The sequence below is a fragment of the Pseudoalteromonas sp. G4 genome, assembly GCF_028875915.1.
In the GTDB taxonomy this organism is placed as follows: domain Bacteria; phylum Pseudomonadota; class Gammaproteobacteria; order Enterobacterales; family Alteromonadaceae; genus Pseudoalteromonas.
Window position 1 is genome coordinate 1 of the sequence record NZ_JAPEHW010000011.1, and the last position, 19473, is coordinate 19473.

At 40.1% G+C, this 19473-nt stretch carries 16 protein-coding genes and 1 pseudogene; 10 read left to right on the plus strand and 7 right to left on the minus strand.

Features of this window, described 5'->3' with window-relative positions; genetic code table 11:
- Positions 1-34: 34 nt before the first annotated feature.
- Positions 35-2324: pseudogene (locus tag ON073_RS05770) on the minus strand (Tex family protein).
- A gap of 154 nt (positions 2325-2478) precedes the next feature.
- Between ON073_RS05770 and greB the strand changes: the two are divergent.
- From greB to envZ, 3 genes are all read left to right on the plus strand, one after another.
- Positions 2479-2958, plus strand: coding sequence for a transcription elongation factor GreB (gene greB / locus ON073_RS05775; protein WP_274760920.1), 480 nt, complete (start codon positions 2479-2481; stop codon positions 2956-2958).
- Between the two features lie 102 nt (positions 2959-3060).
- A complete protein-coding gene (gene ompR, locus ON073_RS05780) occupies positions 3061-3780 on the plus strand; it encodes an osmolarity response regulator transcription factor OmpR (RefSeq protein WP_274760921.1) in 720 nt (239 codons plus the stop codon).
- A gap of 19 nt (positions 3781-3799) precedes the next feature.
- Positions 3800-5107, plus strand: a complete 1308-nt coding sequence (gene envZ / locus ON073_RS05785; protein ID WP_274760922.1) for a two-component system sensor histidine kinase EnvZ — start codon at positions 3800-3802, stop codon at positions 5105-5107.
- Positions 5108-5122: 15 nt separating this feature from the next.
- Here envZ and ON073_RS05790 read toward each other — a convergent pair whose 3' ends face one another.
- Positions 5123-5818 carry a 2OG-Fe(II) oxygenase gene (locus tag ON073_RS05790; RefSeq protein WP_274760923.1) on the minus strand — a complete coding sequence of 232 codons (696 nt, stop codon included), beginning with the start codon at positions 5816-5818 and terminating at the stop codon, positions 5123-5125.
- A gap of 76 nt (positions 5819-5894) precedes the next feature.
- Here ON073_RS05790 and ON073_RS05795 point away from each other — a divergent pair, with 76 nt between their 5' ends.
- Entirely contained in the window at positions 5895-6290 is a 396-nt protein-coding gene (locus ON073_RS05795) for an acyl-CoA thioesterase (protein WP_274760924.1), read from the plus strand.
- Between the two features lie 29 nt (positions 6291-6319).
- Here the strand turns inward: ON073_RS05795 and ON073_RS05800 are convergent, their stop codons facing one another.
- Both ON073_RS05800 and uvrA read right to left on the minus strand, forming a co-directional pair.
- Positions 6320-7312: a hypothetical protein gene (locus ON073_RS05800; RefSeq protein ID WP_274760925.1), complete on the minus strand. Its 993-nt coding sequence runs from the start codon at positions 7310-7312 to the stop codon at positions 6320-6322.
- A 30-nt stretch (positions 7313-7342) separates the two neighbouring features.
- Positions 7343-10162 carry an excinuclease ABC subunit UvrA gene (gene uvrA / locus ON073_RS05805; RefSeq protein WP_274760926.1) on the minus strand — a complete coding sequence of 940 codons (2820 nt, stop codon included), beginning with the start codon at positions 10160-10162 and terminating at the stop codon, positions 7343-7345.
- Positions 10163-10304: 142 nt separating this feature from the next.
- Between uvrA and ON073_RS05810 the strand changes: the two genes are divergently transcribed.
- The 3 genes from ON073_RS05810 to ssb all read left to right on the plus strand — a co-directional run bounded on the left by ON073_RS05810 (position 10305) and on the right by ssb (position 13190).
- Positions 10305-11051, plus strand: a complete 747-nt coding sequence (locus ON073_RS05810; RefSeq protein ID WP_274760927.1) for a substrate-binding periplasmic protein — start codon at positions 10305-10307, stop codon at positions 11049-11051.
- A gap of 62 nt (positions 11052-11113) precedes the next feature.
- Positions 11114-12502 (plus strand): MFS transporter, encoded by a 1389-nt coding sequence (locus ON073_RS05815; RefSeq protein WP_274760928.1) that lies wholly within the window; start codon positions 11114-11116, stop codon positions 12500-12502.
- 16 nt (positions 12503-12518) lie between these two features.
- The gene (ssb, locus tag ON073_RS05820) at positions 12519-13190 is read left to right on the plus strand and encodes a single-stranded DNA-binding protein (RefSeq protein ID WP_274760929.1); all 672 of its coding nucleotides are present in this window, start codon (positions 12519-12521) and stop codon (positions 13188-13190) included.
- A gap of 52 nt (positions 13191-13242) precedes the next feature.
- On the opposite strand, the gene ON073_RS05825 is transcribed toward ssb, so the two are convergent.
- Positions 13243-13587 (minus strand): HopJ type III effector protein, encoded by a 345-nt coding sequence (locus tag ON073_RS05825; protein ID WP_274760930.1) that lies wholly within the window; start codon positions 13585-13587, stop codon positions 13243-13245.
- A 141-nt stretch (positions 13588-13728) separates the two neighbouring features.
- On the opposite strand from ON073_RS05825, the gene ON073_RS05830 reads away from it, so the two are divergent.
- On the plus strand, positions 13729-14217 hold the full coding sequence (locus ON073_RS05830) for a DUF4442 domain-containing protein (protein ID WP_274760931.1): 489 nt from the start codon (positions 13729-13731) through the stop codon (positions 14215-14217).
- Here the strand turns inward: ON073_RS05830 and ON073_RS05835 are convergent.
- Complete coding sequence (locus ON073_RS05835; protein ID WP_274760932.1) at positions 14214-16538, minus strand: putative bifunctional diguanylate cyclase/phosphodiesterase; 2325 nt, start codon at positions 16536-16538, stop codon at positions 14214-14216. The genes ON073_RS05830 and ON073_RS05835 overlap by 4 nt on opposite strands.
- Before the next feature lie 149 nt (positions 16539-16687).
- A complete protein-coding gene (locus tag ON073_RS05840) occupies positions 16688-17575 on the minus strand; it encodes a DMT family transporter (RefSeq protein ID WP_274760933.1) in 888 nt (295 codons plus the stop codon).
- A gap of 328 nt (positions 17576-17903) precedes the next feature.
- Here ON073_RS05840 and ON073_RS05845 point away from each other — a divergent pair, with 328 nt between their 5' ends.
- Positions 17904-18170, plus strand: coding sequence for a hypothetical protein (locus ON073_RS05845; RefSeq protein WP_138629564.1), 267 nt, complete (start codon positions 17904-17906; stop codon positions 18168-18170).
- A gap of 68 nt (positions 18171-18238) precedes the next feature.
- Positions 18239-19468, plus strand: coding sequence for an efflux RND transporter periplasmic adaptor subunit (locus ON073_RS05850; protein WP_274760934.1), 1230 nt, complete (start codon positions 18239-18241; stop codon positions 19466-19468).
- Positions 19469-19473 lie beyond the last annotated feature (5 nt).

A 19473-nucleotide genomic window follows, 5' to 3' on the forward strand; every position in this document is an offset into this window, starting at 1 on the left:
TTTAATTAATCTGAATTTGATTAATCCGTTAAAGCTACTTTTTAAGTTTGGCAAAGGCTTCTGCAAATGCATTACCCATTGCAGCATTATTATTTTGCTGAGGTTTCGCTTTCTTTGCTGCTGCCTGAGTTGGTTTGCTTGGCTTAGCTTTTGCTGGTGCTTTTTCGCGTACTTCTTCATCTAATCGCATTGTGAAACTGATACGTTTACGCTCAACATCAACTTCCAAAACTTTTACTTTAACAATATCGCCTGCTTTTACTACTTCTCGTGGATCTGAGACAAACTTATTTGTTAGTGAAGAAATGTGTACTAAACCATCTTGATGCACACCTACATCAACAAATGCACCAAAGTTAGCAACATTTGAAACAACGCCCTCTAAAATCATGCCTGGTTTTAGGTCTGCAATTGTTTCAACGCCTTCTTTAAAACTTGCTGTTTTAAATTCAGGGCGAGGGTCACGTCCTGGCTTATCAAGTTCAGCAATAATATCTGTGATGGTTGGTAAACCGAATTTTTCTGTTACAAAGTCATTTGGATTTAGTGACTTTAGTAGTGTCGAGTTACCAATTAGCTCAGCGACAGGCACGTCTGTCTTATCTGCAATACTTTTAACGATTTCGTAGGCTTCAGGGTGAACTGCAGAACCATCAAGTGGATCTTTACCTTCATTAATGCGTAAAAAACCCGCTGACTGTTCAAATGCTTTCGGTCCTAAACGCTCAACTTTTTTCAGTTCTTTACGAGAGCTAAAGCGACCATTCTCGTCACGATAAGCCACAATATTCTGCGCTAACGTTTTATTTAAGCCTGCAACTCGGGTAAGTAACTGTGGCGATGCCATGTTTACGTCTACACCTACTGCGTTTACACAATCTTCAACAACTGCGGTTAGGCTTTGGCCTAATTGGCTCTGTGACACATCGTGTTGGTATTGGCCAACACCAATGGCTTTTGGTTCAATTTTTACTAACTCAGCAAGAGGATCTTGTAATCGGCGTGCAATTGATACTGCACCACGAATTGATACATCAAGATTTGGGAATTCTTCAGCAGCTACTTCAGATGCAGAGTAAACAGATGCACCTGCTTCACTAACCATAATTTTGCTGATCTTAAGATCTGATTCTTGCTTGATAAGTTCAGCAACAAGCTTATCGCTTTCACGTGATGCGGTGCCATTACCGATCGCAATAAGTTCAACTTTATGTTGGCGGCATAGCTGGCTTAAGGTGCGTAATGATTTATCCCAATGGTTTTGTGGTGCATGAGGGTAAATCGTCACGTTATCGAGTAGTTTACCTGTTTTATCAACAACTGCGATTTTACAACCGGTACGAAGACCAGGATCGAGACCTAATGTGGTTTTTGCGCCCGCTGGTGCAGCCATTAATAAGTCATTAAGATTCTTAGCAAAAACTGGCGCCTTGTTCTGCAACTTCTCTGATTTTGCCCAAAAATTCATTTTCTAAGTGCAGTGCTAGTTTAATCTTCCAAGTCCATTGCGCTACTTGTTTAAGCCAAGGGCTTGCTAAAACGTCTAGCTTGTAGTGATCAGCAATGATGCGAGCGCATTCAGCATTGCCATCTTCTAAGCTAGGATCTGGGTTAATCGTTAAGCTGATAACGCCTTCATTTCGTGCTCGCAACATGGCAAGTGCACGGTGAGATGGAATACGGCTAAGAGCTTCGCTATGTTCGAAGTAGTCTTGGTACTTGGCACCATCTTTTTCTTTGCCAGCAATTACTTTGCTTTCAATATGCCCGTTTCTTTGCAGCATGCCTCTGAGTTTAGCTAGCAGTTTTGCATCTTCGGCAAAGCGTTCCATTAGGATAAATTTAGCGCCATCAAGCGCTGCTTTGCTGTCTTCAATGCCTTTTTCAGGGTTAATAAAGTCACTTGCAGTTATTTCAGGGTCAAGTGTTGGATTATCTAGTAATTGATCCGCCAGTGGTGCTAAACCAGCTTCTATTGCAATTTGACCTTTCGTGCGACGCTTTGGTTTATATGGCAGGTATAAATCTTCTAACTCTGTTTTGCTGGTCGCGCTGTTAATATCGGCTTTTAGCTCAGCAGTCAGTTTGTCTTGTTCTTCAATCGTTTTAAGAATAAATGAACGACGTTCTTCAAGCTCTCGTAAATAACCTAAACGCTGCTCTAACAAACGCAATTGGCCATCATCTAAGCCACCGGTTACTTCTTTTCTGTAGCGTGCAATAAATGGCACAGTTGCACCATCATCGAGTAATTGTGTTGCAGCAGTCACTTGCTGCACTGAAGCATTTAGCTCATGAGCTAATTGATTAGCAATAGCGTTCATTAAAAACCTTTAAATCGGTAAGTATGGGTGGTTTTTGTGTTGAGAGACCACACCAGAAAAATTGTTTTAAATATAATGCCTATAGATCTTGTATCTAAACATAAATTTTTCAATCATAAGCGATAAATAAATTACGATACTTAGTTACTTAACTATGAGAAAAGCTAATTATATTACACGCAGCGGTTATGATGAACTAGAAAGAGAGTTGCGTTATTTGTGGAAAGAAGAACGCCCTAGAGTGACGCAGGCAGTATCTGAAGCGGCAGCGCTAGGTGATCGCTCAGAAAATGCGGAATATATTTATGGTAAAAAGCGTTTGCGAGAGATTGACCGCCGTGTGCGTTTTTTAACAAAGCGTTTAGAGCAATTAAATATTGTTTATCCTAAACCCGAGCAAGCTGGCAAAGTCTTTTTTGGCGCGCATGTAGAGGTGGAAAATGAAGAAGGTGAGGTGTTTAACTATCAAATTGTCGGCCCAGATGAATTTGATGTTAGACAGGGCAAAATTAGCATTGACTCGCCATTTGCCCGTGCCATGCTAGGTAAACAGCTAGATGATGAGTTTGAGTTTAAAAATGCAGAAGGTGTAACGCTCTTCTTTATTAATGCAATTCGCTACGATGTTGCTTAGCAAGAGTTTGTAATACCTAGTAACACTCTTCTTTTGCCTAATTTGACAAAAATTATTTATAGTAGGCATATTGCCAAAGAAAAATAACAGAAGAATGAAATCATGGGACAAGAAACAACAAAAATACTGGTAGTCGATGATGATATGCGTTTACGCAGCCTGCTAGAGCGCTACTTAGTTGAGCAGGGCTTTATTGTTCGCTCTGCAGCAAACTCGGAGCAAATGGACCGCTTATTAGAACGAGAAAACTTTCATTTAATGGTATTAGACTTAATGTTGCCTGGTGAAGATGGTCTTTCAATTTGTCGCCGTCTACGTCAAAAAGAAAATGACATTCCAATCGTCATGTTAACGGCAAAAGGTGATGAAGTTGACCGTATTATCGGTTTAGAGCTTGGTGCGGATGACTATATTCCTAAACCGTTTAACCCACGCGAGCTACTTGCGCGTATTAAAGCGATTCTTCGCCGCAGAGCAAGTGATGTACCTGGTGCGCCTTCTGCTGAAGAAAATGAAATTCGTTTTGGCCAGTTTTCGCTTAACTTGGCAACGCGTGAAATGAGCAAAGGTGATGAAACTATCTCGCTAACAAGTGGTGAATTTGCCGTATTAAAGGCTTTAGTATCGCACCCGCGTGAACCACTTAGCCGTGATAAATTAATGAATTTAGCACGTGGACGTGACTACAGTGCACTAGAGCGCAGTATTGATGTACAAGTTTCTCGCTTACGTCGCATGATTGAAGAAGATGCTGCAAACCCTCGCTATATTCAAACAGTGTGGGGCTTAGGTTATGTATTTGTGCCAGATGGCAAAGAATAGGGTATATAAAGCCTAAATTATGCGTATTTTTCCTCGCAGTGCATTTGGCCAGACCGTCTTTTTGGTAGGTGCACTGCTGTTAATAAATCAAATCGTTTCTTATATCTCGGTTACTCTTTACGTAGTAAAACCTTCCATCGAACAAGTTAACTTAATGTTAGCTAAGCAGGTGCGCACTGTCTTTATTGGTCATAATGATGGTGTGGAGATGCCAAATGATGTTGCTGAAAAATTTTATTTAGCAACTGGCGTTGAGGTGATGAGTGAACGTGAAGCTTTGCGAAATGGTTTAGAACAAGCCAGCGAATACCCTTATTTATCACGTGTGATGTCAGAATACTTACAAGGTGAAGCGCGGGTACGCATCAGCCAATCGGATATACTTGTTTATTGGATTGAGCCACCGCAAGCACCTGGCTATTGGGTGAAAGTACCACTTGTTGGCTATCAAGAAGCAAATGTTAAAGTGCTGACATTTTATTTAGCCTTTATTGGTGTATTAAGTGTGCTTGGTGGTTGGTTATTTGCAAGTCACCTAAACCGCCCATTAAAAGCAATGCAAAAAGCGGCAAGCAAAGTTGAAGTAGGTGATTATTCAAGCCAACTTCCTGAGCAAGGCTCGATTGAAATGATTGAAGTAACACGCGCATTTAATCAAATGTCGCGAGGTCTGGCTGCGGTAGAAGAAGATCGTCGTTTGTTAATGGCGGGTGTTTCCCATGATTTACGCACGCCGCTAACACGCATTCGCCTTGCCACCGAAATGATGTCAGAACATGAAGATTATTTGCGTGAAGGTATCATCACCGATATTGAGGATATGAATGCAATTATTGACCAGTTTATTGAGTACCTTCGTAATCACAAGTTAAGCGATTTAGCGCCCGATGATATCAACGCATTGGTATCTGAGGTGGTTGCTTCAGAGCAGAAACAAGGTCGAGAAATTAGTTTCAGCGCTAACGAAGCACTGCCGAATATTCCGATTAGTCATGTAGCGATGAAGCGTGTAATCACCAATATGATTGAAAATGCACTGCGCTACAGTGAAGAAGATGTCACGGTTATAACCCAGTTTTCAACTAATAAAGAATATGTTGAAATTTTGGTGCAAGACAAAGGCCCAGGCATTCCTGAACACGAGCTAGAACGAGTGTTTCAGCCGTTTACTCAGGGCGATCAGGCACGAGGAAGTGAAGGAAGTGGCTTAGGCCTTGCTATTATCAAGCGTATTGTTGATATGCACCAAGGCAAAGTAACACTGCGTAATCGCTCTGAAGGTGGCTTAGAAGCAAAGGTTAGCTTGCGAATTCATCTAAGCAATTAATATTATGGTGCCTATTTAGGCGCCATAAATTTGTTCTGCTGTATTAAACAGCACCCAGGATGTGACAATGTACTTGTCATTAGACACCGGAATACAACCCCTGTGGGTGTGCGTGAAATAAGCCGGTGCTATAACCATAGAGCCTTGCTTTGGTTTTATCTTTTTATTCTGATAATAAAACTCTGTTTCGCCGCCTTCTTCCACATCATTTAAGTAAAACATAAACAACAAAATACGGTGCAAGCTATCGTTATGCCCTTTTTGTGGGTAAACCTCACTATGCCAGTACGGGTAACCACCTTCTCCAGCAGTATATTTTTGCGCTTGAATTTGGCCTAAGCGAAAGATTTGCTGAACTAAAACTGGCAATTGAGGTTTGCCAACTTCTTCAAAATTTTCAACAGTTAGATCAACAGGTTGTTTTGTTGTTGGGTGATACACCTTTAAACCAAATGCGCCAATCAGTGCAAAGAAATGTTCTTCAAAGTATTCAAATATTTTTTCAGTAGTATGTTGCAGAATATGCTGAAGTTCTTTTTGATATTCAATATGTTGGTTGAGGTATAAATCTTGACTGTTTTTCTTACTAAGATCGACCCCACCACTGGTTTTACCCTGTGCTAAAAATGGGCTGTTATCAAATTTAGTGATAAAACTATCACAAAACTCTTTGCTTAATACGTTGTCATAAACCCGAATAAAATCCTGCATTATTGACCTTATTATTTTAATTATGATTAAACATAACTATAGTGAGCACATAATTAGTATATAAAGCTCAATTGATATGTTTAGTGAAACACTTATGCCGCGTTTTAGCGAAACAGATGCGTTAGGACACATTAATAATACTGCGCTACCGGTTTGGTTTGAAGCCGCTCGTACCCCTTTTTTCCGTTTTTTTACTCCTGACTTAGATTGCAACAACTGGAAGCTTATCGTCGCAAAAATTGAGGTGGAATTTAAAGGTGAGCTATTTTATGGCCAAGAAATCACTATAAACTCGAGTATAAGCCGCATTGGCTCCTCTTCGTTTGTGATTTGCCAAGAAGTGTATCAACATAATGAGTTGTGCGCGGTTGGAAATGCCACTATGGTGCGATACGACTTTGCAAATAAAGCATCTACACCGTTAAGTGAGCAAGAAAGAGCGTCATTAACTGCTCACCTAAAAGCAGAGTAAGCTGCTTTTAGGTGGATAAGAAGTCTTAGTTACCTGTTTTTGAAAAGCTCATTGCTGGGAGAGTCACAAACAGCTACCACAAAGTCATAACCATACTGGGTGTTTTTATTTTCGCTAATCAACAGCACTTCGTAGTCGTTTAACTCTACTACTTTTGTACTTGCGGATTTAGCACAACGAGAATAGCTATCAGCTTCTAGTCGATAAGCGAACATTGCAATTAAATAACGCATTACCGATTCGTACCCTCTATCAATTGGAATTAATAGTTCGTCTGACTCACCCGCGGCGTTATTAAATTTAATGTTAAATGTTTCCGGTGGTTTTGGCTCTTGTGTTTCAACAACAGCAGCATCAAGGGCTTGTTGCTTCTCTAAATCAGCTTGTATTTGTTCTGATTCTGTGACATTGGGGTCAATTCCATTGAGTATTTCTTCGATGCTCTTTTGCTCTCCTTGCCAAAGCGACAGTAACTGGAAGACTACAGTAAAACACACCATAAAACGCATGGAGTTTGAGAAAAACGGATGATTACTTTTAGAAAAGAAACGCACCATTTTGATACCGAATGGCTTTGCCAACAAAATTGCGAAAAGATAAAACGGTACAAATAGCTGGTAAATCATTAATGCTACAACGCTAATGCCTAAAATCCAGCTAGGTAACACCAGTAAAATGGCAAAGTTATGTGTGTAGTTAAAGTGTGCTGCAGGTACGCCTGTTACTTCATTCACCATAGACGCACTTGATACCAGCGCAAAGTTAGTAATGGTGGCATAAAAAAGTAGAATGACAGCTTTTCCGGCAAGGCTATCCCACGCCCTAGAAAACTTAGGCCAAAACTCCATCAGCAGACCAATCACAGTAAGCATTGCTGCTAAACCATAATCACCTTGAAAAATAATCAGCAAGGCGAATGATAGGGTATAGAGTTTTTCTGGTAGAGATAAAGACTGCCAAAAGTTTACTAGCTTAAGTTGGACTAGTTTTAACTTTGGCAGCTTTTGACTAATTAATTCCATTTAGGTGCTTTTTATTATTAATTGAAATACTTATAGCATTTCTTTTAAATAGCGACCAGTATGAGATTGTGGATGTTGAGCTACTTCTTCAGGCGTACCTGCAACCAATATTTCACCACCACCAGAACCACCTTCAGGGCCTAAATCAACAATCCAGTCTGCAGTTTTGATTACATCAAGGTTGTGCTCAATCACCACAATGGTATTTCCGTGATCACGCAGACGATGCAACACCACAAGCAGTTGTTGTATATCGGCAAAGTGCAAACCTGTGGTTGGCTCATCGAGAATATATAAGGTTTTACCGGTATCACGTTTTGATAGTTCGCGGGCTAATTTAACGCGCTGAGCTTCACCACCTGACAAGGTAGTTGCTGATTGCCCTAAGCGAATATAACTTAAACCAACATCCATCAGTGTTTGTAACTTGCGAGCAATGGCTGGAATTTTGTCAAAAAATTCGCGTGCATCTTCCACCGTCATATCAAGCACTTGGTGAATGTTTTTGCCTTTGTATAAGACTTCCAATGTTTCACGGTTATAGCGTTTACCAGTACACACATCACACGGCACGTAAACATCGGGTAAAAAGTGCATTTCAACTTTAATAACACCATCGCCCTGACACGCTTCGCAGCGCCCACCTTTTACATTAAAGCTGAAACGCCCCGGTTTATAACCACGAGAGCGCGCTTCTTGCGTGCCTGAAAACAGCTCACGAATAGCAGTAAAAATACCTGTGTAAGTAGCTGGGTTTGAGCGTGGTGTACGTCCAATAGGGCTTTGATCAATATCGATAACTTTATCAAACAAATCCATACCAGTGATTGATTTGTAAGGCGCTGCTTCGGCAGTCGTTGCACCATTAAGCTCTGTGTGCGCTACCTTAAACAGAGTATCGTTAATTAAGGTTGATTTGCCTGAACCTGAAACACCTGTAACACACGTCATTAAGCCAAATGGAATTGAAAGGTCGACACTTTTTAGGTTATTACCGGTAGCGCCTTTCAGTTCTAACCATTTATCTTGTGGCTGATGACGCGCTGCGGGTACTTCAATTGCTTTTGTGCCAGAAAGGTATTGGCCAGTCACTGATTCTGCACAGTTAATGATATCGTCACGAGTACCTTCAGCAATAACTTGTCCACCGTGAACGCCTGCACCAGGGCCAATATCAATAATATGATCTGCGGCGCGAATGGCATCTTCGTCATGCTCAACCACAATTACGGTGTTACCTAAATCACGTAAGTGCGTTAATGTGGCGAGTAATCTGTCGTTATCGCGCTGATGCAAACCGATAGAAGGCTCATCTAACACATACATCACGCCAACAAGGCCTGCACCAATTTGGCTTGCTAAGCGAATACGCTGGGCTTCACCACCTGAAAGGGTTTCGGCACTGCGCTCTAAAGATAAATAATTAAGCCCTACATTCACTAAGAAGGATAAACGATCGCTGATTTCTTTTAAGATTTTTTCGGCGATTTTGGCTTTTTGTCCGCTAAAACTTATTTCACTAAAGAATTGCTGTGCTTCACCAATGCTCATTTTTGTAACTTGCGGTAGGTTGGTGGTGCCAACAAATACATTCCGTGCTTCTTCGCGTAAGCGTGAGCCACTACAGCTAGGGCAGTCTTGATTGGTTTGATATTTAGCTAGCTCTTCACGTACTGAGTTTGATTCGGTTTCTTTGTAACGGCGCGCCATATTATTAAGCACACCTTCAAATACATGATTGCGTACAACAACATCGCCGCGGTCATTACGGTATTGGAATTCAATTTGAGTTCGACCAGAACCATTCAATACCACTTTTTGTGCATCAGCAGGCAATTTTTCAAAAGGGGTTTCTACGTCAAAACCATAATGATTTGCCACTGCTTGCAACATTTGGAAATAGTAAAAACTACGCTTGTCCCAGCCGCGAATTGCACCGCCAGCAAGGCTAAGCTCGGGGTTTTGTACTACACGATTTGGATCAAAATACTGTCGAATACCTAAACCATCACAGCTTTGACAGGCACCTGCCGGGTTGTTAAATGAGAATAAACGCGGCTCTAACTCGGTCATCGCATAACCACAGCTAGGACAGGCAAAGTTTGCAGAAAAAACAATTTCGTCTTTTTCTGGCTCATCCATGTAGGCAATTTGTGCAACACCGTTGGATAGTTCAAGCGCTTGCTCAAATGATTCGGCTAAACGAAGTTGCAAGCCATCTTTTACTTTGATGCGATCAACAACTACTTCAATAGTATGCTTTTTATGTAATTCTAGTGTAGGAGGATCAGAAAGGTCACAAACTTCGCCGTCAATACGTGCACGAATAAACCCTTGTGCTGCAAGGCTTTCTAGCAGCTTGATATGCTCACCTTTACGCTCTTTTACTACCGGCGCTAGCAACATTACTTTAGTGCCTTCAGGCAGCGCTAAAACTTGGTCAACCATTTGGCTAATAGTTTGAGCTGCAAGCGGTAAGTCGTGGGTAGGACAACGAGGCTCGCCAACACGTGCAAACAATAGTCTTAAGTAATCGTAAATTTCAGTAATGGTACCTACGGTAGAGCGCGGGTTATGCGAGGTTGATTTTTGTTCAATTGAAATTGCAGGGGATAAACCTTCAATATGGTCAACATCAGGCTTTTCCATTAAGGATAAAAATTGGCGAGCATACGCAGAAAGTGACTCAACATAACGTCGCTGGCCTTCAGCATACAGAGTATCAAATGCTAAAGATGATTTACCTGAACCAGATAAACCTGTGATTACAATCAGTTTATCGCGAGGAATAGTTAAGTTGATGTTTTTTAAGTTGTGCGTGCGGGCACCGCGAACCTCGATATGTTCCATTGTTATCCTATAGTAATAGCGAGCAGCAATATAGCGCTTAGTATTGCATTATATTGTATAAATATACAGCCTTTTGTGGCCTGTATTTCTAGTGAGAAGTTACTAAACTTATTTAAGTTTAGGTTCTTACTTTGGATCACCTTTGTTGTTTAGAAATATTGCTCTGATCTTTTTCGGTTGTTTAACTTTTTCAACGGTTAGCTGTGAATTAACGATTCGCTATGAACGTTTTGGAGAGGTTGAAAGCTACGCTGAACATGCTGACTTACATGGCCTTGATGTCGACTTTGCTAAAACATTATTGGCCCAAACTGACTGTAGTTACCGCTTTATAGAGCTCCCTTGGGCAAGGGCATTAGGGGGCTTAAAAGCGGGTTTGATTGATTTGATGTTAAGTGTTTCAAAAACTACCAAGCGCGAAAAATACTATTATTTTTTAGGCCCGCAGAGAAAAGAAACGATCGTTTTGGCGATGAATCAAGGTAATGTTTATTCAATAAATTCACTTGAAGATTTACTCAATTTACCTGCTCCTGTAGCGGTTCATCGCGGTGCTTTTTATGGTGATGAATTTGAGAAAATTTTAACGCTATACCCTGAAAGGTTTATTACGGTAGTAGACAATAATACCAAGTTGGATTTATTAGCCCGTAAAAAAATCAGCGGTTTTTTAGAGGAAAAGGGAAATTTAGCTTATCAAAAACAGGTTAACCCCAGTTTTTCGCATATCTATATTGATGACTTTGTAGTGAATAGTACCGATGTGTTTTATGCATTTAGTAAACGCTCAATTAGCGAAACACAATTTCAACAATTTGAAAGCATTTTTAAAAGCAGTAGATACCAAAACGAACAGCGTAAAATTTTAGCAAAATACGGGTTAGAATAACCATCTTAGTTTGTGGTAAACTTGCCGCCTTAATTTTCAAATAACTATTTGCTAAACCGCTAATGTCTGCTTCATCTTTAAATGCCCTCGAAAAACGCACCGCAGTGTCGCTTGCCAGTGTATTTGCTTTTCGCATGCTTGGCTTGTTTATGCTTATGCCTGTTTTGGCGATTTATGGTACTGAATTGGAAGGCTTTTCGCCTTTATGGATTGGTATTGCAATTGGTGCTTATGGCTTAACGCAGGCACTATTACAAATCCCTATGGGATGGTTATCTGATAAATTTGGTCGCAAACGTGTGATTGTTGCTGGCCTTATTATGTTTGCTATTGGCTCGGTAATTGCCGCAATGGCTGAATCTATTTATACCGTAACATTAGGCCGTGCATTACAGGGTATGGGCGCAATTGCTGCTGCAGTGCTGGCACTTGCTGCGGATCTAAGCCGTGATGAACAACGCCCTAAAGTAATGGCTGTAATAGGTATGTGTATTGGTTTAAGCTTTGCAGCAGCTATGTTATTAGGCCCAATGATCGCCGCTTCTTTTGGTGTAAGTGGTATATTCTGGCTAACTGCCATACTTGCTGTTATTGGTATTTTTATTGTTTTGACCATAGTGCCAACAGCCGTAAATCGTGCGCCAAAAGGTGATACATCTGCCTCTTTAAACGATATTAAAAACCTAGTGAAACACCCGCAATTAGTGCGTTTAAATATAGGTGTGATGCTGCTACATTTAACCCTCACAGCGGTATTTGTGGCGTTACCTGCAGAACTTATTAAAGATGGCTTAGCTGCAGAAATGCACTGGAAGCTCTACATACCGGTGTTATTGTTGGCATTTGTATTTATGGTGCCGATGATGATCATTGCCATTAAAAAGCAAAAAGAAAAAATGGCCTTTTTAGCGTCAATTGCACTAATTGTTGCCAGCTTAATGAGCCTCAGTTTGTTTGGCTCAAGTGCCGTCACAATTGGTATTTGCATGTTACTCTATTTTATTGCATTCAACTTTTTAGAAGCCACAATGCCTGCGTTGGTTGCGCGCATTTCTCCTGCAGGTCAGAAAGGGTCAGCAATGGGTGCGTTTAGTTCTACGCAGTTTCTAGGCGCCTTTTTAGGCGGAATAATCGGTGGTTATTTTGCACAAGTGAGCGATGCTCAGACAGTATTTGCCGCGGCAACCTTGGTTGGGGTAATATGGTTTGCTATAGCGTGGGGAATGGAAGTACCACCTAAAAGTAAGTTGATAAGCTTACTCACTGAATTACAAGGTGATAAAGATAATTTTGACCCTGAAAAAGCAGCCGAAAAGCTAGCAAATGAGCTTGCTGACTTACCGGGTGTGTTAGAGACAACAGTAGTACTGGAAGAAAATCGTACTTACTTAAAAGTAAAAGAATCAGAATTCGATTTGCAGCAAGCAAAACTTGTTGCAGGAATAGTTTAATTAAAGGAGACAGACCATGGCTCGTGGTATTAACAAAGTGATCCTAGTTGGTAATTTAGGCCAGGATCCAGAAGTGAGATATATGCCAAACGGTAACGCAGTAGCAAATATCACACTTGCAACGTCTGACAGTTATAAAGATAAAAACACGGGTCAGTTAGTCGATAAAACCGAATGGCACCGAGTGGTGTTTTTTGGCAAGTTAGCTGAAGTAGTGGGTGAATATTGTCGTAAAGGCTCACAAATTTACGTTGAAGGTAAACTGCAAACGCGCAAGTGGCAAGATCAGCAAGGTCAAGATAAGTACACAACTGAAATTGTTGTGGATGGCTTTACAGGTCAAATGCAAATGCTTGGTGGTCGTGGTGAAAATGCTGGCAATAATGCTGGTGGTGGTTTCCAACCGCAGAATCAACAGCAATCAGGTTTTGCTCCTCAGCAATCACAAGGTTTTAACCAAGGCGGTCAACAGCAACAAGGTGGCTTTAACCAGCAACCTGCACAGCAGCAATCAGCGCCAGCACAACAGTCTGGCGGTTTTGCACCACAGCAAGGTGGTCAACAATCTGGTGGTTTTGCGCCACAGCAGCAATCAGGCGGCTTTGCACCTAAGCAAAATGCACCACAAGGCGGCGCATCAAACCCAATGGAACCACCAATTGATTTTGATGATGATATTCCTTTCTAATCACTAAGATTAGTTAATAAAAAAACCAGCATTTGCTGGTTTTTTTATGCGGTTATTTTACTTCAAGCGCATTTTTAGCGAAGTTCACACCCGCCCAACCTGTTTTTATAAAGTTGCGAATATTTTGGTGATCGTCACCATTTGGGTGTTGTAACACATCAACTCGGTAGTAATCACCGAAGCAGTGAAGGGTTTGCTCTTCAGTTAGGTTATTTAGCTTTGCAAAGCTGAAAATTTTGCAGCTACCCGCATTTTCACCCGCATTATTGGTGAGCTCGCCATTAGTAAATGTTTGAGGCGTATAGCTGTATTGGCTTTCAATAACTGCCATTACTTGTTGAAATGTAACGCTTTCAGGTGATGTGTTTAATTGCTCAAGTAAAGTTTCTAAAGTCATAATGCTTAACTTAAAAAATAAAAACATCACTATGCAGTTTATTGTGAATTAGGTGAAATAGTTTTTAGCTATTTGATATTTTGCTGTTTTTATTGGCTTAGGTTACCCTTGGTGGTCTAACCAGTCATATTGGAGAGTGAAATGGCTAATAAATTAAGCAAACTTGTTAGTAAAGTTTATAAATTACCAAAATCAACCCATGAGTTTTTACTCACAAAGCTATTTACCAGTCAGGTAAAGTTTGCTGCAACTGCAAAGTTAAAAGTGAATAAGATTAGCAACCAGCAAGTGGTTGTAACACTCGCAAATAAAAAGCGTGTGCAAAATCATATCGGAGGTATTCATGCTGTTGGTGCCGGGTTAGCAGCAGAGTCTGCCTCAGGTATCGTGTTTGGTATGAATGTGCCTGATAGCCATTTACCGTTACTTAAATCAATGACACTTGAGTACAACAAGCGCATGCAAGGTGACATTACTGCAACTGCATCATTGAGTGAACAAGACATTGCGTTAATTACTAGTCAAGAAAAAGGCGATTTAGTTGTACCTGTTACGCTCTCAGATGAAAGTGGCGATAGCCCAATTAGCTGTGAAATGCGTTGGGCTTGGGTTGCCAAAAAGCGCCATTAGCAAGCCTTTTGAGTAACTTCTTGAGTTGCCAAAAAAGCTTTTAACGCATTTATCTCCATTGGTTTGGCATGCAGATACCCTTGTTCAATATCAATACCGAGCGCTCGCACTATGTTGTGTTGAGCGTCGATTTCTACACCTTCTGCCACGGTAAGAATGTTGTGGCATTTCGCAATAGATACAATTTGGTGAAGTAGCGCTGCATCTTGATCTTTTTCATGGATATGAGTAATAAAGCTACGGTCAATTTTCAGCTCATGGATCGGGTAATCGCGTATTTGTGATAGCGATGAATAACCTGTACCAAAGTCATCGAGCGAAATTAGAAAACCATATGCCATCAGTTTATCGAATAACCCTTGCACAGCTGCTTTGTCTTCAATAAAAATCGATTCTGTTACTTCTAAAATGATGCATTTAGGTGAAATTTGATAATGCTCAACATGGCGCTTTAGTATTTCGAACAACGGCGTATACATTAACTGATAAGCTGAAACATTGATTGATAAGCTAATTTCAGTGAATTTTAGGTGCTTGGCATAATCATGTAGTGCCTGCTGAATAACAAACTCACCAATTTCTGCAATCAGCCCAGTTTCTTCTGCAATTGGAATAAATTTATCGGGTGGCACAAACCCTAACTTTTTATTTTGCCAACGCAGTAGCACCTCTAACCCTTTAACGGCGCTTTGCTCGGTGCAAATTTGCGGTTGGTAAGTTAAATAGAGCTCTTTATTTTGAATTGCACTTTTTAGTTCGGTTTCAATATCAACACGATAATGCAGCTGTTCAGCCAGCCCTTTATCAAAAAAGCAGTAACGGTTTTTCAATTTCTTTGCTTCGAACATAGCAATTTCGGCATAAATTTCAGCTGTCTGTGGTTCAATAATTTCGTCAGCATGGTAAATACCAATACTGGCACTTATCGATAGCTTTAAGTTATCGAGAATCATGGTCACACTTATTGCTGAAAGAATATTGCTTGCGAGAGAGGCGCTTTTTGTACGATCTGTTGATTGTAAAATAATGAAAAACTCGTCACCGCCAGTACGAACAGCTAATGCATCTGAGCCACAACAGTGTGATATGCGATCTGCAACCAATTGCAGCGTTTTATCACCAGTATGGCGGCCAAAGCGATCATTAATATGTTTAAAGTTATCTAAATCAACGCACATTAAGGTGTATTTGCCTTGATTAAAGGCTTGGTCATTAACGAGAGTGTTATCAAAGAAATAACGATTGGCTAGTTTGGTTAATTGATCGAAGTTCGCTTGCTGATACAGCTTATTTTTATAAACCTTATCTAAGCGATATAAATGGCGGGTGATGAAAAAACTGATCGCAATCGCTAACGTGCAAAAAGTACTTACCCAAGCCGCAAAATTACTTACTTCACTGTAAATTGCTTTAAGCGGTAACCTAACCGCCACAAAGGTATTAAATGCATTGTTGTAAGAAATACCAACGCGTACGTGGGGGATCCCTAAAGTTCGGTTTGTATAAATTGAAATACCATCGCTTTGTTTATAGCGGTCAACAGTTCGGCCAGTAATCTTTTTTACGCTTTGATTTACATAATCGACAAATTTAGCTGGCATTTGTTGGCCATAAAGATGGGGTTTATTGCCATGCAATGATTTCGGTGATGTATGGAATAAGCTCCAGTATTGATTTGGCATCGCGGATTTTTGCGTAACAAGTATTTCCATATCGCGATCTAAAATATCGTAACGCCATGGATTGTGCTGCGAATTTAAATCAACCTCAATGGAAATTAAAATAGGATGTTGGCTGTTTTTAAGTTGTGTTAAGTAACTTATCGGTAGCCTTAGCGTATTATCTTCTGCAACAGCATAAGGCACGCTAATTAATAACTGGTTTGTTCTTAGGGTTTGTTTTAATCCCAACTCTGAAATGTTTTTCGGTGTTTTTACAACAGCTTTTTGATTATTTAATAAAGGCGTTAACTGTTGTTTATCATCGAGCAAGAAAAATTGTGTAGTTAGATAATATGGAAAGTGGCTGAAAGTAACCTTGTTAACGTTTTTTACATGCTCAACAGTGATGTTTTCAGGTATTTCAGAAAGTAAGCGCTCTGCCATAGTAAAGACAACAAGATGCTGTTCTAGTTGGGTAACAGAAGTGGACATGATGAATTCGGAATGCGCTTTTATTTTTTCATCAACTTTTGCCATATGATTTTGGTAATGCATAGCAATTAGCGTTGAAGCAAGCACAAATAAGAGGGCAACAATAATAATAAATAAACGCCCGAGAAAAGAGCGGTAAAAGTGCTTTATTTCAGACAAGTCATACATAAATTATTAAAAACATTCCGTTGCCTCACTCCTAAGTTGCATAAGTTAAAGATGGGTAGTTTATCAATATCTGGCTTATAAACTCTGTTTCAAATCAAAAGATCAGAACTGATAACCGTAAATGGTGCTAAAACCAATCAATTTCACAACTAATTTTTCGCTTTTATTAGTTTTTGAATTGCTAAACCACAAATAATAAAGCCAAGACCAACAACAGTGGCAGGATGAATTGCTTCACCTAAAAAAGTATAGATAAAAATGAGTGATAAAAACGGCGAAATAAAGATTAAATTACTAACACTTGCGGTATTTTCAGCCTTTTTCATTGCCATTAACCACAGCACAAATGTAATCCCCATTTCGAATAACCCAACATAAGCCGCTGCGAGCCATGCTTTACCAGTAGGAATTTGCCAAGCATTTTGCCAAGTCAACACAAAGGCAATAAAGGGTAAGCCAATAGAGAAACAGATAAATAAGCTAATTACTGGTTTATCAGTATTCTTGGTGCTAAAAATCCAATACAGAGCCCAAAGCAGTGTTGATAATAAAGCAAGTCCAACACCCAGTGGGCTTTCAAAGCTTAGCTCAGTAAATTGCCCTTTTGTACTAATAATCAGCACACCTAAATAGGCAAAAAGTAATGCGGCAATATCGGTTTTTCGAAGGCGTTGCCCAAGCATAGGTACCGCTAGCAGGCTTAATGCAATTGCCCAAGTGTAATTAAGCGCTTGCGCTTGTTGTGCAGGAAGCAAGTCATACGCTTTAAATAAAATGAGGTAATACAAAAAAGGGTTGAGCACACCAAGCTTTAAATAAAGCAATGGTTTACCCAAAAATGCTGTTTTTACATGTTTATAATCACCATTTACAAGCAAAAAAACAGCCAAAAACAACCAACTAAATGCCGAGGCATAAAACACTAACTGAAGAGGTGTAAGCTGCATTAATGCGAGTTTAAATGCAGTAGCAACAGTCGACCATAAAAAGACGGCCGATAAGGCATAGAAAATAGCGTGTTTTTGGTTTTTTACCATGTGCGTAGTAAGTTAGGTATTAAGATGAAAATATTATCTGTATATTTTATAACAAGTTGAATGCAAAGTTGGTTAAATATGCTGATCTATATGGTTATCAATATGTAAAAAAATAGCATTTTAGTATTTAAATGAATTTATTAATATAAAGAGCTTACAGAGTGCTTTTTTATCTACGAACCAGAACTAACCTTATGCTCAAAGCTTAGGTCTAGCTAAGTTTTATACAATCACGTATACTTTTTACGTTATGCGAATTTTATATTTAATGCTTATATTCAGTATTTTTCTAAATCCACTTGCAGCAAATAGTATGCAAGGGGAGGAAATGTCGTGCGCTGAAATGCATCAAGTAGAAAAAAGCATGGAAAGTTCAAATCACAGTTGTTGTGATGACAGTCAAATGCAGCAAGAAATGGCTAAGCATGATTGTGAAACCTGTAATGATTGCAGCGCAAAATGCCATACCTCATGCTGTGTCTTTTCGGCATTCGCCTTTTCTGAGCCAATAGCAAAAGAGCTCGCGTATCTCACCATTGGGCTTTCAAACTACCCAACACCACTGCAAGTTAGCATTATACCGCCAATAGCTTAATTCAATATTTTAAGTCGTATTTGCCAACGTCAAATACACCTTATTTATTTGAATTGAGAACTAAATCTATGAAAAATTTATTAATTATTTGCTTAGCGCTTTTTGCAAGCCTGAGTTTTGCAAATGTGTCATCGCCTGATCTGGTAAATGAATTGACACAATCACCCGCTAAAAGCACCAAGTTTGTCTGTCCAATGCACAGCCATATTGTTAAAGACCACCCAGGAAAATGCCCAATTTGTGGTATGGACTTAGTGGAACTTTCGGCACCTGAAAGTAGTGAAGAAGTGGCGATTTCAGTGTCAGGGCATACTCAGCAGAGCATGGCGTTAACCAAAGCACCGGTTGAGCGCTCTACGTTGTGGCGTTTTATTGAAACTTTTGGCAAGGTTGAATATGACGAAAATGGCCTAACCCATATTCACCCAAGAGCAACGGGCTGGGTTGAAAACCTACAAGTTAAAACTTTGGGCGCACGCGTAAAAAAAGGTGAGTTACTTTATGAAATTTATGCGCCTGAATTAATTGTTGCCCAAGACGATTATTTATCCCTGCTTAAAACAAATCCAACGAATAAAGGCTTGAAAGAACGTGGCCGCACACGTTTACGTTTATTAGGTATGTCTGAAAAACTAATCGACCAAATTGAGAAAACTAAAGAGTCACTGTTTCGCGTGCCTTACTATGCACCTCATGATGCGATTGTGTCTGAGTTGGGCATTCGTGAAGGTATGTATGTGCAGCCAGTAGTAAAGCTAATGACCTTGGCGGATCTTTCACAGGTGTGGGTGTTAGCCGATGTGTTTGAGCATCAAATTGATTGGGTGGAGAATGGTAAGTGGGTTGAGTTTGACCTACCTGCGATTGGTGTTTATGCCATTGAAGGTAAGATTGAATATATCTATCCAGCGCTTGATCCTAAAACCCGTACATTAAAGGTTAGGTTGTCTTTAAATAATGAAAACGGTTCATTTAAGCCAGATATGCTAGCGAATGTACGTATTTATGGTGGGCCGAAAGAAGATGTACTTAATATCCCTGTTGAAGCGCTTATTCGAACTGGCAAGCAAAATCGTGTAGTGGTAGAGCAACACGATGGCACCTTTGTCTCTCGCGAAGTGATGGTGGGTATGATCACCCAAGGCCGCGCTGAAATTATGCAAGGGCTAGCACAAGGTGAACAAGTGGTAACTTCTGGCCAATTCTTAATAGATAGCGAATCGAATATTCGCTCAGCTATTTTGAAAATGAGCCAAGATGGCAAACCAGACAAAGCAATGCAGTCGCATCAACACTAGGAGGC